This is a genomic window from Neobacillus niacini (assembly GCF_030817595.1).
In the GTDB taxonomy this organism is placed as follows: Bacteria; Bacillota; Bacilli; order Bacillales; family Cytobacillaceae; genus Neobacillus; species Neobacillus niacini_G.
In genome coordinates this window covers 1592507-1608286 of record NZ_JAUSZN010000001.1, presented here as the reverse complement: position 1 = coordinate 1608286, position 15780 = coordinate 1592507, and the positions used below count along the sequence as shown (strand labels likewise).

At 38.8% G+C, this 15780-nt stretch carries 14 protein-coding genes; 13 read left to right on the top strand and 1 reads right to left on the bottom strand.

Annotated features, from left to right (window positions below; genetic code table 11):
- Positions 1-224: 224 nt before the first annotated feature.
- The 7 genes from QFZ31_RS08055 (at position 225) to QFZ31_RS08025 (ending at position 7041) form a co-directional block, all read left to right on the top strand.
- Positions 225-1226 (top strand): LLM class flavin-dependent oxidoreductase, encoded by a 1002-nt coding sequence (locus tag QFZ31_RS08055; RefSeq protein WP_307302305.1) that lies wholly within the window; start codon positions 225-227, stop codon positions 1224-1226.
- 221 nt (positions 1227-1447) lie between these two features.
- A complete protein-coding gene (locus QFZ31_RS08050) occupies positions 1448-1945 on the top strand; it encodes a hypothetical protein (RefSeq protein ID WP_307302303.1) in 498 nt (165 codons plus the stop codon).
- A 266-nt stretch (positions 1946-2211) separates the two neighbouring features.
- Entirely contained in the window at positions 2212-3201 is a 990-nt protein-coding gene (locus tag QFZ31_RS08045; RefSeq protein WP_307302302.1) for a hypothetical protein, read from the top strand.
- Positions 3202-3364: 163 nt separating this feature from the next.
- Positions 3365-4030: a carbonate dehydratase gene (locus QFZ31_RS08040; protein ID WP_307302300.1), complete on the top strand. Its 666-nt coding sequence runs from the start codon at positions 3365-3367 to the stop codon at positions 4028-4030.
- 90 nt (positions 4031-4120) lie between these two features.
- On the top strand, positions 4121-4999 hold the full coding sequence (locus QFZ31_RS08035) for an AraC family transcriptional regulator (protein ID WP_307302299.1): 879 nt from the start codon (positions 4121-4123) through the stop codon (positions 4997-4999).
- An 826-nt stretch (positions 5000-5825) separates the two neighbouring features.
- Complete coding sequence (locus tag QFZ31_RS08030) at positions 5826-6593, top strand: SRPBCC domain-containing protein (protein WP_307302297.1); 768 nt, start codon at positions 5826-5828, stop codon at positions 6591-6593.
- Positions 6594-6606: 13 nt separating this feature from the next.
- Positions 6607-7041, top strand: coding sequence for an SRPBCC family protein (locus tag QFZ31_RS08025; RefSeq protein ID WP_307302296.1), 435 nt, complete (start codon positions 6607-6609; stop codon positions 7039-7041).
- Between the two features lie 50 nt (positions 7042-7091).
- On the opposite strand, the gene QFZ31_RS08020 is transcribed toward QFZ31_RS08025, so the two are convergent.
- On the bottom strand, positions 7092-8402 hold the full coding sequence (locus QFZ31_RS08020; RefSeq protein ID WP_307311430.1) for a TrkH family potassium uptake protein: 1311 nt from the start codon (positions 8400-8402) through the stop codon (positions 7092-7094).
- A 228-nt stretch (positions 8403-8630) separates the two neighbouring features.
- On the opposite strand from QFZ31_RS08020, the gene QFZ31_RS08015 reads away from it, so the two are divergent.
- The 6 genes from QFZ31_RS08015 to QFZ31_RS07990 all read left to right on the top strand — a co-directional run bounded on the left by QFZ31_RS08015 (position 8631) and on the right by QFZ31_RS07990 (position 15725).
- On the top strand, positions 8631-9656 hold the full coding sequence (locus QFZ31_RS08015; protein ID WP_307302295.1) for a threonine aldolase family protein: 1026 nt from the start codon (positions 8631-8633) through the stop codon (positions 9654-9656).
- A gap of 277 nt (positions 9657-9933) precedes the next feature.
- Complete coding sequence (locus tag QFZ31_RS08010; RefSeq protein ID WP_307302293.1) at positions 9934-10494, top strand: CBO0543 family protein; 561 nt, start codon at positions 9934-9936, stop codon at positions 10492-10494.
- Positions 10495-10646: 152 nt separating this feature from the next.
- The gene (locus QFZ31_RS08005) at positions 10647-11177 is read left to right on the top strand and encodes a cupin domain-containing protein (protein WP_307302292.1); all 531 of its coding nucleotides are present in this window, start codon (positions 10647-10649) and stop codon (positions 11175-11177) included.
- A gap of 321 nt (positions 11178-11498) precedes the next feature.
- Positions 11499-12956, top strand: a complete 1458-nt coding sequence (locus QFZ31_RS08000) for an amino acid permease (RefSeq protein WP_307302290.1) — start codon at positions 11499-11501, stop codon at positions 12954-12956.
- A 252-nt stretch (positions 12957-13208) separates the two neighbouring features.
- A complete protein-coding gene (gene pabB / locus QFZ31_RS07995) occupies positions 13209-14951 on the top strand; it encodes an aminodeoxychorismate synthase component I (protein ID WP_307302289.1) in 1743 nt (580 codons plus the stop codon).
- Positions 14952-15146: 195 nt separating this feature from the next.
- Positions 15147-15725 carry a hypothetical protein gene (locus tag QFZ31_RS07990; RefSeq protein WP_307302287.1) on the top strand — a complete coding sequence of 193 codons (579 nt, stop codon included), beginning with the start codon at positions 15147-15149 and terminating at the stop codon, positions 15723-15725.
- Positions 15726-15780: the final 55 nt, after the last annotated feature.

Genomic DNA, 15780 nt, shown 5'->3' with positions numbered 1-15780 from the left:
GGATTGGAAAAAAGGTCGTCATGAAGAGTTCATGAAGCCCAAACTAGCTAATCACCATAGAAAACAGGACACATGAAGTATTTTGAAATCATGTGGTGAATCATTTTATCAGAAGTGACGCAGGATAATTTTAGAATTAGTAAGCAAAGCATATAAGTTTGTTTCTTGTATTTCTATTGTTACTATAGAAATACACCTTTAAAAAGAAAGGACTAATAAATAAAATGGGAACTTTTAATATACCTGTATCCGTCTTGAATCTAGCTCCAATTCGCGAAGGACGGACATCGCAGCAAGCAATTGAGGAAATGGTGGATCTCGCGCAGGCAACTGAGGTAATGGGCTATAAGCGGTATTGGATTGCCGAGCACCACAATACTCCAACACTTGTAAGTTCAGCTACTGCCATACTCATTAAACATACATTGGAGCATACCAAAACAATCAAGGTAGGTTCTGGCGGAATTATGCTTCCAAATCATTCGCCCCTAGTCGTAGCTGAACAATTCGGAACAATGGCAACCATTTATCCAAATCGAGTGGAACTTGGGCTTGGACGTGCACCTGGAACAGATATGATGACTGCAAATGCGCTGCGCCGCTCAAAAAATGACTCCGTATATACGTTTCCAGATGATGTTCAGGCACTGCTGACTTATTTTGGACCAGAAGAGCACCAAGGTTATGTAAAAGCCTATCCTGGTGTGGAAACCAATGTTCCAATTTATATTCTAGGTTCATCCACAGATTCCGCTTATTTAGCAGCAAGCTTGGGTCTGCCATACGTATTTGCTTCACACTTTGCACCAAAATTCATGGGTGAAGCGATTAAGATTTATCGCGAGCGGTTCCAGCCTTCTGAGTACCTAGACAAACCATATATGATGGTGTGTTTAAATGTCATAGGTGCAGAAACCGATGAAGAGGCTAAAATCTTACAAACGACAATGCACCAGTTTTTCCTAAACGTGGTTCGCGGGTCACGTAATCCGTTAAAGCCGCCTGTTGAAACCATGGATGGCATTTGGACTCCAATGGAAGAAGAAATGGCAAAGTCTATGTCAAGTGTGACCTTAATCGGAAGCAAAGAAACCATCCGACAGCAGCTGACAAGCTTCCAAGACTACTATGGTGTAGATGAAATTATGGCAGTGTCGTATATCTATGATGTTGAGAAGCAAAAACGTTCTTACGAAATATTTAAAGAAGTGGTGGAGGGGAAGTAATTCTTCATCTTCCAGCCATGATTGTGATACCGAAATTCTTGGTTTTTAGAATTTTGGGCACAATTAAGATAGATAGGAAAAGATGACGTATTACAAACGTCATTTTTTTTGTGCTCATTCATATTTAGTAAAATAACAATGATTGGGCTTATGTAACCTGAATTAGTCACGCCCTCATCCGTTACCACATAGGATGGAGTATCACAAGCGGGGTGATTTCGGTGAATAATTGGTTAAAAGCCGGTATTTTACTATATCTTTCGCTGCTGTTTTTTGGGAGTTTTATAGCAATAGGGATCGTATGGACTGGAGCACTTTATGAATCACTGCCATTTATTGATGACATTAAAATCTTTTTGTATTATTTCTTCGCCGGATCCATTGGGGGCTCATTGAGACATTTATATATGTTTTGTTCTCATTACATGAAAGACGAATTAAATGACTATAGGGAATGGATTATGTACATCTTTTACCCGATATTCGCAACGGGTACAGCAATAGTGGCAGTCACCTTAATCCAAAGCGGAATCTTACTGATCGAATTCGTAGACTTTGAGGATACCCCTTACGCACAAATAAGCTTCGCCTTCTTCGTAGGATTTGGATTTAACCGCTTCGTAAACAAACTAAACGCCCTATCAAAGGATCTCTTCAAAACCAATCAGCAGCAAGCAAACAACGGAGAACCAAAAACGAAACAGCCAGAGTCCGAATAGGACTCTGGCTGTTTGGGTGACAGGCACCATTTATACATAAATACCCCATTTATGCAGCTGTTTTGTATATATACGGTGTGTTCCTTAATCCGCAACTGGTTAATTGATTAATACGTTATCCTACGGTTCTCTCTATTTTATATTAATTCTACTAAAATATGCTATTTTATCAGATAGTTTGTCCCTTACACTAAAGCAAACATCTCCATAGACTAAATAGAGTGGAAAATTTTTTACTCTTACATTCACTAGAAAGGAGGGGTTTTATGGGATTAAGAAGAGAGTTTCTTTATATTGGTGATGGCTTGGATAACACGATTAAGCGATTCGATGCGTTGACTGGGGAATTCCTCGGTGAATTTGTCACATCAGGAAGCGGTGGTCTAAACGGACCACGTGGTCTTTTATTCAATCCTGAAGGAGATCTTCTTGTTTCAAATCAAAACGTTGAAAGTGACGTCAATGAACCTGGGAATATCTTGAAATATAATGGTAAAACGGGAGCGCTTATAGGTGAACTCGTCAGTTCTGTCGGTTTTACCGCTTCTTTTGCACCCCGTGGGATTATCCTCTCAAACAATAACTCACTTTTTGTTGCAGACTTTCTCGACATTAACAATCAGCCCGGGGAGTTAAGGGAATACAACGGTAGCAATGGTGAGTTTCTACGCAACCTCTTACACCCTGAATTCTTTGCGCCGTTCTTTCCTCGCGGTGTAGTCATCGGTCCACATGATGGCTTACTGTATGTCTCTGTTGTCAATATTTTTAATGGGTTTGATGGCTGGGTTCTACGTTTTAATCCGGTCACAGGGGAGCACCTTGAAGATTTCATCACGTCCAGCGAAGAAAACAATCTTCACCGTCCTGAAGGTTTAGTTTGGGGTCCTGACGGTAATCTTTACGTTACAAGTTTTCGTGCGGACGAGAACGATACCGATAAGATATTAATCTTCAACCAAATGGGGAACTTAATCGACAAAATTGAGCTGTATACTGTGGGAAATCCACGCGTTTTCGCAGCTGCTATTTTGTTCGGACCAAACGGAAAACTGTATGTACCAATTAATGGACCAGTTGATAATGAAACGGGTGAACCTACAGGTGAATTTACAGGATCTGTACGAGTCTACGACGTTCATACAAAAATGTATATTGAAATCGTACCACCATTCTTAAATGGAGGACCATTAGGGGTCCCTTGGTTCTTAACATTTAGAAAAACCGATCATGCAACCTTGGCTTATCTTGGGTAAATGGAGAGAGTTATAGCAAGTATCGGGACAAATCTTATTGTTTAACTAGAGGGCGGCAACAGTGTTGCCGTCTGCTTGGTGATAAAGAGAAAATAAATTGAATACATATGTCACCATTATCTACATACATATTAACGATTTCAAAAAGAAAGGAGAGATAAAATTGTGGAATCAACAAGGGTATCAAAATGGACCATTCAACCTATACAGTTACTATGTCGGCTATAATCCACCAACTTCGGTAAATCCATATCCTCGGTTTCCCATTATTCATAATCAAGCATTTTTAAGTCCTTTTACGTATGTCGTTGGTGATGTAACCATTCAAAATAATACCTTCGTCGGACCCTTTGTAAGTATCCGGGCTGATGAAGGAACTCCTTTTTATATTGGAAGCAATAGTAATCTGCAAGACGGTGTGATTCTTCACGGCTTAAAAAATAAGTATTTTGAGAAAGACAATAAAAGGTATTCCATCTATATTGGGAACCGGGTTTCTGTTGCGCACGGTGCCCTGGTACATGGTCCATGCCGAGTGGAAAACGGCGTATTCATCGGCTTCAAGGCAATCGTATATAATGCTATCATTGGGGAGGGAAGCTTTATTTCCTCTGGAGCGGTGGTTACCAATGGAGTAGAGCTGAAACCAAACAGCTTTGTACCGCCTGGAGCAAACATTGATACCCAGGATAAGGCGAATTCATTAGCAGACGTCCCGAAAACAGAGGAGGATTTTGCAAAAGAGGTCCAGCGAGTGAATCAGGAATTTCCTGCGGCTTATTCATTGTATTTTGGAAAAAATAAATGTACATGTGGCTTAGCCTGTTAATAGATGGAATATAATCCTGCAAATCTGTGCAGGAATAGTCGGATGTTTCCATTTCCATTCTGCTATTCTTTTAATGAGAGGAGGTCATTCATGGATTCGCTAAAAAGATTGAACGAAGCAATAGGATATATAGAAGAAAACTTGCTGGGCGATATCGATTATAAAGAAGTGGCTAGGCTCGCTTTTTGCTCGGAATTTCATTTCCAAAGAATGTTTTCTTATCTAGCGGGTGTATCACTGTCTGAGTATATACGGCGCAGACGTCTTTCAATTGCAGCTTTTGAATTGATGAATAGTAAAGCGAGGATATTGGACATAGCCATTAAATATGGATATAACTCACCAGACTCCTTTACAAGAGCTTTTCAGAGCTTGCATGGAATTACACCTTCGGAAGCAAGAAACGGCGGTCAATCGTTGAAAACTTTTCCAAGAATGACCTTCCAACTATCCATTAAAGGAGCAAGTGAAATGAACTACCGAATAGTTGAAAAAGAACACTTTAACCTAGTAGGAATTAAAAAGAGAGTTCCCATTATATTTAATGGCGTGAATCCGGAAATTTCAGCGATGTGGCAAAGTTTAGATATGGAGAAAATTAATAGGCTTAAGCAGCTTTCTAATGTCGAGCCAATTGGACTGCTTAGTGCATCGACGAACTTTTCAGAAGGGCGAATGGAGGAAAAAGGGGAGTTAGATCACTATATCGGAGTGGCAACAACGAAGGAATGTCCTGATGATTTAACGAAACTAGAAGTACCTGCCTTAACTTGGGCAGTATTTGAAGTAGTCGGACCATTTCCTGATATGCTGCAGAATGTATGGGGTAGAATCTACTCAGAATGGTTTCCTTCTTCAAACTATCAACTTGCAGTGGGACCAGAAATGTTGTGGAACGAGCATAAAGACGTAACATCTCCAACTTTTCGCAGTGAAATTTGGGTGCCAGTTACCTTGACAAATGAGTAGAGTACAATTTTAACACTTGCACAAATGGACAAAGTTTTCCTTTTTATTAGGAAGAATAATGAACTAAAGGCCCTCAGTTACTTAACTGAAGGGCTATTTTTATACTTAATCGTTCGCAATATTGACATATATTTTCATAATATTCGAAATACATTTCGACATGAATGGGATAATTTCTAGTAATATTCTTTTTCAAAGTATGAATATCATGAAATTAACAGTGAATTTTGTAACATTACGTTAGAATTGGTCGACCTTTTTAAATTCTCAATCAACAATATGTTTGTTAAAATGAAAACATAATCACAAAAATATTAAAATTAGTGTTCGATAGATGAAAAAGTAGAAATGTGTAGAAGTATTTGGAGGGGCTCCAATCATAAGTTAGGAGGGCTTTTTATGTATTTCAAAGTAAGGATTTGGAGAAGATTAACCAAAAAACAAAAGATTAGATTACTTAAACAAAAAGCTCACATTAATTTAGTTAGTAAAGGTTTTATTGCATAAGTAGAATATTTGGCAGAAATTTTGTCATTAAACTTTTAGCCGTTTAAATAAACACCGTCCAATTGGTTGGTGTTTATTTTGTCCATCGAACCTTTTCTTCAATTGTTTATATAAATAATGTGAGTACAAGATATCAAACTACTAAAATGAATTTAAATGGTTGGACTTAGGCGTTGTCTCTTTAGGGAGATAATGTCTTTTTTTATGATAGTAAGTCAGCTTGACCGCTGTTTGTTAACATGTTACTATAAGGTCACATGAAATATATGTGACTTTTTGGTAACATGTTTTTTAAATCCTTGAAGAAAGGGTTTTAGTAATGGACAAAGATCTTTCAACGGTATTTAAAGCATTAGGTCACCCGATCCGAAGGCAGATTTTGGATATCCTTAAGCAGTCACCTAAAACAACGGGTGAATTAGACGAATACTTTCCGGATGTAACTAGATATGCCATCATGAAACACTTAAGGATTTTAGAGGAAGGCAATTTGGTGGTGGTCAGGCGTGAAGGGAAGTATAAACGAAACTTTCTTAATGCGGTACCTCTACAGGAAATGCATAACCGCTGGGTAGGGAAATATATGCAAACAACTGCCAGCTCTCTATTAAACCTACGGTCGACAGTAAGACAAAAAGGAGGAAATGGACAAATGAGTGAATTTCGAATTGAACAGGAGCTATTTATTGACGCACCACGTGAAGAGGTTTTCAAAGCTTTAACGGAAAAAGTGGAGGATTGGTGGGAGTTTCGGATTGCTCCTAAAGGTGTAACCTCTCACTTTACCTTTGAGCCTGTTCCAGGAGGACAATTTATTGAAAAATGGGGTGAAAAAGAGGGTGCCATTTGGGGCAATGTATACTACGTGAACGCTCCTGCAGAAATTCGCCTCTTCGGTCATCTCGGTATGCAGGGAGCAGTAAATAGTGCCTATACTTATCGTCTTCTTGAAAAAGATGAGGGTACGGTATTGCAGCTTTCACATACAGCCTCTGGTGTCATCCAAGAACAATGGGAACAAGAGCACAAAAAGGGCTGGGAATACCTTCTCGGAACCTTACTTAAAAATTACGTAGAAAAGAAATAAGGTGGGATTTGATATGGTTGATGTCGTTACAGAAATAACCATTAATTGTCCTATTTCACAGGTCTCAGGATATGCGGCGGACCCTGAAAATGCCCCTAAATGGTACGTAAATATTAATTCTGCTGAATGGATAACACCAAAACCACTAACTTTAGGCTCACAAATTGCGTTTAAAGCAAAATTTCTTGGCCGTGATCTTGCCTATGTGTATGAAATTATAGAACTCATTCCTGGAAAGAAACTGGTGATGAAAACGGCTCAAGGACCTTTTCCAATGGAGACTATCTATTCATGGCAAGCGATTAATGATAATCAAACACGAATGACCTTAAGAAATAAAGGGAATCCAACTGGCTTTTCAAAAATAATCTCGCCGTTTATGTCTTCCATGATGAAGAAAGCAAATATGAAAGATTTGAAAAAAATTAAGGAAATCCTAGAAAAGTAATTTATAACCTGCAAAACACACCGTTCAAAGCATAAACGGTGTGTTTTTCATTATCCAATTAATATTTTTTCTTCTGCATATTTTACCTTGGCTTCTTTTTTAGGATTCAATAAAGCAAATGCCATGGTTAATGGCCCAAGTCTGCCTATAAACATCATAATCGTAATCAATACTCTTCCGGCTGGGGAGAGTTCTGGTGTGAAATTTGCTGACAAACCCACGGTTCCAAAAGCTGAAATGGTTTCAAATAGTAATTTGCTCATATCAGCTTTTTCAGTAAAAGTTAGTAAAAAGAAGATTAGAAAGATAAAAAATAAAGCGGCTACGACAATCGATAGTGATTTATTTACCAGTTCCCATGAAATTCTTCTTTTATAAAGGTTCACGTGGTCACGATTTGTCACGACTGCCCAAAAAGCTAAGATAATAATAGCGAAAGTGGTTACTTTAATTCCGCCGCCAGTCGACCCTGAAGATGCACCTATAAACATTAGTGCCATCATGAAAACAAGAGAGGAAAGATTCATGGCTCCAATATCAATTGTGTTAAAACCAGCGGTCCTGGTAACGACTCCTTGAAAATAGGAAGCCCAAAGCTTATCTTCAAACGCTAGGTTTCCAATAGTAGCCGAATTGCTATATTCCGAAATCAAGATAATTAAAAATCCTATAATATTTAAAAAGAGTGACATGAGTAACGCAACTTTGGAATGAAGAGATAGTTTACGAAAAGATTTCTTAGCCCATAAATCAAGGATAACGGTAAAACCAATCCCCCCAGTAATGAAAAGAGAAGTAATGGCGATGTTTACAACAGGGTCACCAACCCATTTACTTAAATTATCAGGTTCAAGCCCAAAACCTGCATTATTGAATGCGGAAATCGAATGAAAGATTCCATAATAAATGGCTTTCCCAAGCGGCATTTCAAAAGACCAGCGAATGGCTAAAGCAGCAGCCCCAAGAAATTCCACAATAAATGTAATAAGAATGATCCGCTTAACTAAGGTGACAACGCCAGCAAGAGAAAAAACATTTAAGGAATCTTGCAGCAATAAGCGTTCCTTTAATCCAATTTTTTTCCCTAAGATAATGAACATAAATATTCCTGTTGTCATAAATCCCCACCCGCCAACCTGAATCAAACAGAGGAGAACAATCTCTCCAAACAAGGTAAAGGTGGTGCCCGTATCGACAACAGCCAAACCGGTTACACAAACCGCTGAGGTGGCCTCAAATAAAGCATCAATAAAGCTTAGCCCACGCCCCTCTTCATAAGTAGCAATTGGGAGCATAAAAAGGAAAGTCCCCAATAATATTAGCCCGCCGAATCCGAGAACAAGGATTTGCGCAGGGTGCATTTTAACTAAATTCCCTTTTCTTTTATAAATCTCCACTTGTTTGGTCTCCCTTAATAACCCATTATGAAAATCTGATATTGGTAATAATACCAAAAGCGTCGAGTGAGTGGTAGTGAATATTTTACTTCTTTTCGGTTTGAAACATGTGACTTTTTTTTGGCAGGTTGTAAAAAATCTTGGTAAGATATAGTACGATGATTAGAAAAAGTGATAAACGGGGGCAATAGAATGTACAGCTTTAAGAACGATTACAGTGAAGGGGCACATCCTAGAATACTAAATGCACTACTAGAAACCAACCTGGAGCAGGAAGAGGGGTACGGTGAGGATAGATATTCGAAAGAAGCAAGTGAACGGATAAAGGAGAAACTCCTAAATGACAACGTAGATATTCACTTCATTTCAGGAGGAACACAAACCAATCTTATTGCTATATCAGCTTTCCTTAGACCACATGAAGCGGCAATCGCCGTTAGCAGCGGACATATTCTGGGTCATGAAACAGGTGCCATCGAAGCAACCGGTCATAAAATTCTATCAGTTGAGGGGAAAGATGGAAAACTTTCACCAGCGGATTTGCAGGGAGTACTAGACGGTCATCCGGATGAGCACATGGTAAAGCCGAAATTAGTTTACATATCGAATTCTACTGAAATTGGTTCTATATATTCTAAGAGCGAACTGCAGGAGTTACATGACTTTTGCCAACGTAATCAGCTTATATTGTATATGGATGGTGCAAGGCTTGGTTCTGCATTGTGTTCAGAGGAGAATGATCTGCTGTTGAGCGATCTCCCAAACCTAGTCGATGCGTTTTACATTGGCGGGACAAAGAATGGAGCTTTGATTGGTGAGGCATTAGTGATTTGCCGTGGATCTTTAAAGGAAGATTTTCGTTACCATATTAAGCAAAAAGGGGCGCTCCTTGCCAAGGGAAGATTGATGGGCATACAATTTCTTGAACTCTTTCGGGATAATTTGTTCTTTGATTTGGCCGCGCATGCAAATCAGATGTCAGGCAGGATTAGAGATGAGCTCGTAAAAGCAAATATAAAGTTTTTGACCCACTCACCGTCAAATCAAATTTTTCCGATACTGCCGAATGCAGTTATCACCGAGCTTCAAAACAACTATGCTTTTCATGTCTGGGAGAAGGTAGATTCTGATTCATCGGCAATTCGCCTCGTGACTTCCTGGGCAACAAAAGAAGAAGAGGTAATTGGCTTTATAGAGGAATTGAAGAGAGTAATATAATAGTAAAACCAAAAGAGCGCTGCCATTAATCGGTGGCGTTTTGTTTTTATGTGGATTGTAGAAATATTATAAAAGCGCGTAGAAATTGGTGAGAATTTGTAGATATATCTCAAAAATGTAATGATATCCAGGTTCATTTTTTTACCTTCATTTTAAATTCTTGGGTACTCTGTGCGGATACCTTTCAATAAACTAGTTTACTTTTGAATGGGGAATAGCTAAAGAAGCTACAGTGTAAACTAACAGGACATGAAATTGTGATGAAGGTGGGTAGTCGATGACTTACCAAGAAGGATTGCAACAAGTAGATAAAGCAACTAAAATGATTAATGAGGCAAACCAGTTAATTGTTGAAACAGTAATGAATGCCTTTCTATTTACTTGGCAGTGGTGGACAGCATTAGCTATGATCGTTGCCCCTTGGATTATTTGGGGGATTTTCCGAAATCGTGAAAGCACAGCTCGTTTATTTTCTGCAGGTTTATTAGTAATGGTATTATCAGAAATCCTTGATACGCTTGGAGTTAGTTTTGGAAAATGGGCTTATCCGGTAAAGGTAGTTCCCGTAGCCACAATAAATTTTTCGTACAGACTTTCTGTTTTACCAGTGTTTGTCATGCTATTGTTGCAATATAGGCCTAACTTTAATCCATATCTAAAAGCAGTTTTTTTTGGAGTGCTAGGTGCATATGTAGGTATGCCTGCATTGGCTAAATTTGATTTATACAAGAAAATTGATTGGTCTTTTACATATTCTTTCTTGATCCTAACCTCATTCTATTTACTGGCTCACTGGTATAGCCGCTTAAATTCCTTCGAAAAGTTAGAAAAAAAATAAGGTCGTCTTTTTAGAAGGATTTTTTAATAAATTTGTTGAACCAGCGGAAAATCTGGTAAGTATATTGCTGCCATGAAGGCAGCTTTTATTGTTGTGTAAAAAAGATAATAAGTTTATAGATGAAACAAATAGTAGAATGGAGGGATTATATCATGCATCGTAATGATTTGAATAACCTAGTTTCGAAGCTTGGCCTTACACCACATCCTGAAGGTGGTTACTACAAAGAAACTTTTAAGTCAGATGAACATATTAGTGACAACGAATTGTCCGTTAATTACGAGGGAATACGTAAGCTATATACCAGTATTTATTTTCTTTTAACCTCTGATGATGTCTCCCATTTTCACCGGCTTAAATCAGATGAACTTTGGTACTATCACGGTGGAAGTTCTTTAAGTATTCATGTCATTGATGAAAGTGGCGATTATAAGGAAATAAAGTTAGGGATGAATCTTGATGCAGGCGAAGTACCCCAAGTCTTAGTGAAGAAAAATTCCATATTTGGGTCTTCTGTTTCGGAGAAGGAAACTTGTTCACTAGTGGGATGTATGGTTTCCCCAGGATTTGAATTTCAAGACTTTGAACTGTTTACACAAGAAGAATTGATGAAAGTTTATCCGCAACACAAAGAAATCATTATGAAATTAGCTTATCAACAGCTGCCAAGTTCGTTAGAATAAAAATAGAGGCATATTTGTGCAGGTTTTATTAGGAATAGTGAAGGTTTATTACATAAAAGTACAAATCGGAATCAAGATGACGATTCTAAACATGAACTCACGCATGCAACATCCTCCTCCCCAATCATCCTAGTTACACTCATTATAGTAAAGAATTGTTAAGACACAGTTGGTGAATTGTAAATTTTTTGTCAATTGCAGGATACCTCTCGGCCATTCAAAGGGTGTTTACAAATACTAGCAGCATATCCCATAGAATCCTTTTCTAAATGATGTAAATAATAACGTTAGATTATTTTAGAAAATGGGTGAGCATGCAAAATGGCTGAAAATATAATGAAGCGCAAGCGAAAAGGGTTGTCTGCATGGCAGCTAACGATGATGGCGTTAGGAAGTGTCATTGGGGGGTCTTTTTTCCTTGGATCATCTGTGGCGATTAATGCAGCAGGTCCATCTATTTTAATATCGTATATTTTAGCCGGCGGGCTTGTGTATCTGATCTTATATGCTTTGTCAGAGATGACTGTGGGTGCACCCACAGTAGGTTCCTTTAGTACATTTGCGGCAAGGGAACTTGGACAGGGAACAGGATTTGTTGTGGGCTGGCTTTATTGGACAGGGACCGTTTTATCGATGTCGAGTGAAGCTACAGCCATTTCATTGTTGGTTCGTGAATGGGTACCGAATGTATCAATCGCTTGGTTAGGTGGATCAATTATTGTAGCGGTTACGCTGCTTAATTTATTAGGAGCAGATAAAATAGGAAAGCTGGCAAGCGGGTTATCTGCAGTTAAAATTTTTGCGATTATCTTTTTTATCTTAACGGCATTGGTTTTGATTGTAGGTTTAATGCCAGGAACACCAGCGATTGGTGCCGGAGAGTTGGCGAGGGAACCAATCATGCCTGGAGGAGTACAGGGGATTGCTGGAAGTATGCTCCTGGTTGTTTTTGCCTATGCGGGCTTTGAGATCATTGGATTAGCGGCAACTGAGGCCGATAATCCAACTGAAACGATACCGAAAGCGATTCGCTATACCGTTTTTTCATTGGTCGGATTATATATCCTGTATGCGGCAGTGCTGCTGCCACTTATTCCTACAGCAGAACTTAGTGAAAACGTAAGTCCGATGGTTGCCTCACTAAATCGATGGGGGATTGGCTGGGCAGGTACGGCGCTAAATCTGGTATTGATTTCAGCGATTCTCTCAGCGATGCTGGCATGTATTTTTGGATTAGGAAGAATGATTCGTTCCCTTTCTGATGAAGGTCATGCACCGCATTGGCTTAAGGACAAAAGAGATGTTCCGTACAAAGGTATTTTATTTTCCGGGCTGTCCATGATGATTGGACTGTTTTTTGGTCTGTTATTTCCGAGAGCCTATCTTGTTTTAATTACATCTGGCGGATTTGCTCTAATCTTTACCTATGCCGTAATCATGGCAAGTCATATCCGCTTTCGTAAAAGGGAAGGATGTCCGCCGGGCGGGATCTGTCAAATGCCGGGGTTCCCTCTTACATCTTGGATTGCATTAATAAGCTTAATCATCGTTTTATTATGCATGCCTTTTATTCCAGGACAAACAGCAGGCCTCATTACTGGAAGTAGTATGGTTGTCATTTACTCCCTCATTTATTTAGTAATGAGCTACAGGAGACGTACAGGAGCAAATGATACAGCCAAAAAAGATGTATCACCAAGAAAATTGCGGCCAAACTACGCCACCGAGTTAGCCCAGGAAATAGCTGAAAGAGTTGACGAAAGAAACAAGGATAAATAAACTAAAAGAGGTTTCTTTTCAATTAGGCTGTGTTAAAGGATACTGTTGATTTTAGAACCTGTTGATTGGAGCGGAGGGCGCTTGACTCCTGCGGGATGAACGAGCTGAGTGAGACCCCGCAGGTCGGGAACGACCGAGGAGGCTCACGGGCGAGCCCGCGGAAAGCATAGCGCCAGGAGCGCAAATCAACAGCCAAGTTTAACACAGCCTTCCTTTTAAAAATCAGAAAACTTAAGGGTGAAAGCATAGATCATGATACAAAAAGAACCTCTTTTAGCATTTGAATTTGCCGATTCAAACGGAACAATAAAACCATTAACGTTTCAAAATCCGGTCAGAGTGATAGCCGCACATAAAGTGGAAGATGTCTTACCGTGCTTTCAGCTTGTACAAGAAGCTGTAGAAAAAGGGTATTATGTTGCAGGATATTTATCATACGAGAGTGCTTCCGCATTTGATCCAGCATTTAAAGTCAAAAGCGGGGGTTCTTTTCCTTTGCTCTGGTTTGGTATTTTTTCAAAACCCCTACCTCAACAAATTAGCAGTGATGGGGATTTTTCCGTATCTAAATGGAAACCAGCCATTACGATGGAGGAGTATAATCAAGCAATCTCCTCTATTAAAAAATCTATACAGTATGGGAATACATACCAAACGAATTATACCATCCGTCTTCATTCAGAATTTAGCGGTGATAGTCTTGCTTTTTATAATAGGCTAAAAAAAGCACAAAGCTCTAATTATTGCGCTTACATACAAACGGGTGAACATAGTATAGTATCTGCTTCACCTGAGTTGTTTTTTCACTTGAAAAATGGAAGAATTACAACTCGACCAATGAAGGGTACGATTAAAAGAGGGGCGTCATTTGAAGAGGATGCAAGAAATGCAAACTGGCTGCTTCAATCCGAGAAAAATCGTGCAGAAAACCTTATGATTGTCGATTTGCTCCGAAATGACCTCGGAATGGTTGCTGAATCAGGAACGGTTGAGGTTGAGAAATTATTTGAAATTGAACAATACCCGACGGTTCATCAAATGACCTCCACCATTTCTGCAAAGGTAACAGAAAACACGACCCTTTTAGATATCTTTAAAGCACTTTTTCCATGCGGGTCCATTACAGGTGCACCAAAGGTTAGCACGATGAATATCATTGCAGACTTAGAAAATGAACCACGTGAGGTTTACTGCGGTGCTATTGGCTATATTACACCAGATAAAGAAGCGATTTTTAATGTACCTATTAGAACAGTGCTGATTGACCATTCAACTGGCAGCGCCGTGTATGGTGTTGGCGGAGGAGTTACATGGGATTCCACATCAGAAGGGGAATACAATGAGATTCTTGCAAAAGCAAAGCTGTTAGAGGAAAAACCATCGGAATACCAGTTGTTAGAAAGTTTGCTGCTGGACAATGGGGATTATTTTTTGCTTGAAGAGCACCTTAAACGCCTAGAGAATTCAGCCCGGTATTTTGGGTATCCTATCGAAGTTGAAAGGATAAAAGGATTCTTAAACGAGTATAGAGATAAACAACATAACGGGATGATCAAGGTTCGATTATTATTGGCTAAAGATGGAGAGTTAATGATCGAAGGTCAACCTATCACCCAACAGGATGCAGTGTTAAAAGTGGTCATAGCAGATGAGCCAGTCGATAAAACCAATCCATTTCTGTACCATAAAACCACCAATCGCGAAATCTACGAAAAGTTTCAAAAACAGAAGCCAGCAGAAGCTTTTGATGTCCTGCTTTGGAATCAAGACGGAGAAATAACCGAATTTACAAATGGCAACGTTGCCCTGGAAATTGACGGTGTACGATGGACTCCGCCCGTAAACAGCGGTTTACTAGCTGGGACTTTTCGTGACAGTTTACTACAAAATGGAGAAATACACGAAAAAGTACTCACACACTCTGATTTAAAAAAAGCAACAAGAGTCTGGTTTATAAATAGTGTTCGAAAATGGAAAGAGGTTGACCTAGTATAAAAGTACAAAGCAATGTAAGGAGCAATGTAATCACCTATCCCACAGGAAAGGTGATTTTTTTTGTAAAAAAGAGTCCGCGTTACATGTAAAATAAACACTCCTAAAAGTTAAGAATATCTTAAGGATTCTATGAAACTTTTCTTAAGTTTTTATTTGTATAGTAAAAACAGAGAAGTTTTCTTGAGGAGGCTAATGATGGTGGAAAAACAGATGTACCTTCTTTTAACGAATACGGGTTCATTTTTAACAAAATTAATAAAGTTATATACGAAAAAACCATATAATCATGCATCCATTTCCTGTGATAGCCAGTTATCTGAGGTATATAGCTTTGGGAGAAAAACTGTCCGAAACCCCTTTATAGGAGGATTTGTTAGGGAAGATGTGAAGGCAGGTTTATTTAAACAAGCGGACTGTGCCATTTATTCTATCACCGTAACAGAGGAACAAATTCAAAAGATGAACTATTTTTTAAAAGAATTGGAAGCACAGAAGAAAGATTATCGCTATAATTTATTAGGTTTATTTGGCGTTATGTTTAATATACCGATAAAAAGGAAAAATGCCTTCTTCTGCTCTCAATTTGTTGCATTTCTACTAAATCAATCTAACATCATCGATTTTGATAAGCCTCTATCACTTATTACACCTCATGATTTGCAAAGCGTATCCAAATTTCAATTCATATATGAAGGTAAGCTTAAAGATTACTATAGTGAAAATAAAGCTGAACTTCCTGTTCATTTTGTATCAGTTCGAAGATTTTCGTTGTGAAATAGCTCAGTGAAGAGATTTAACTTTTTTGTTTTTGCAGGTTTATGACCGTTTT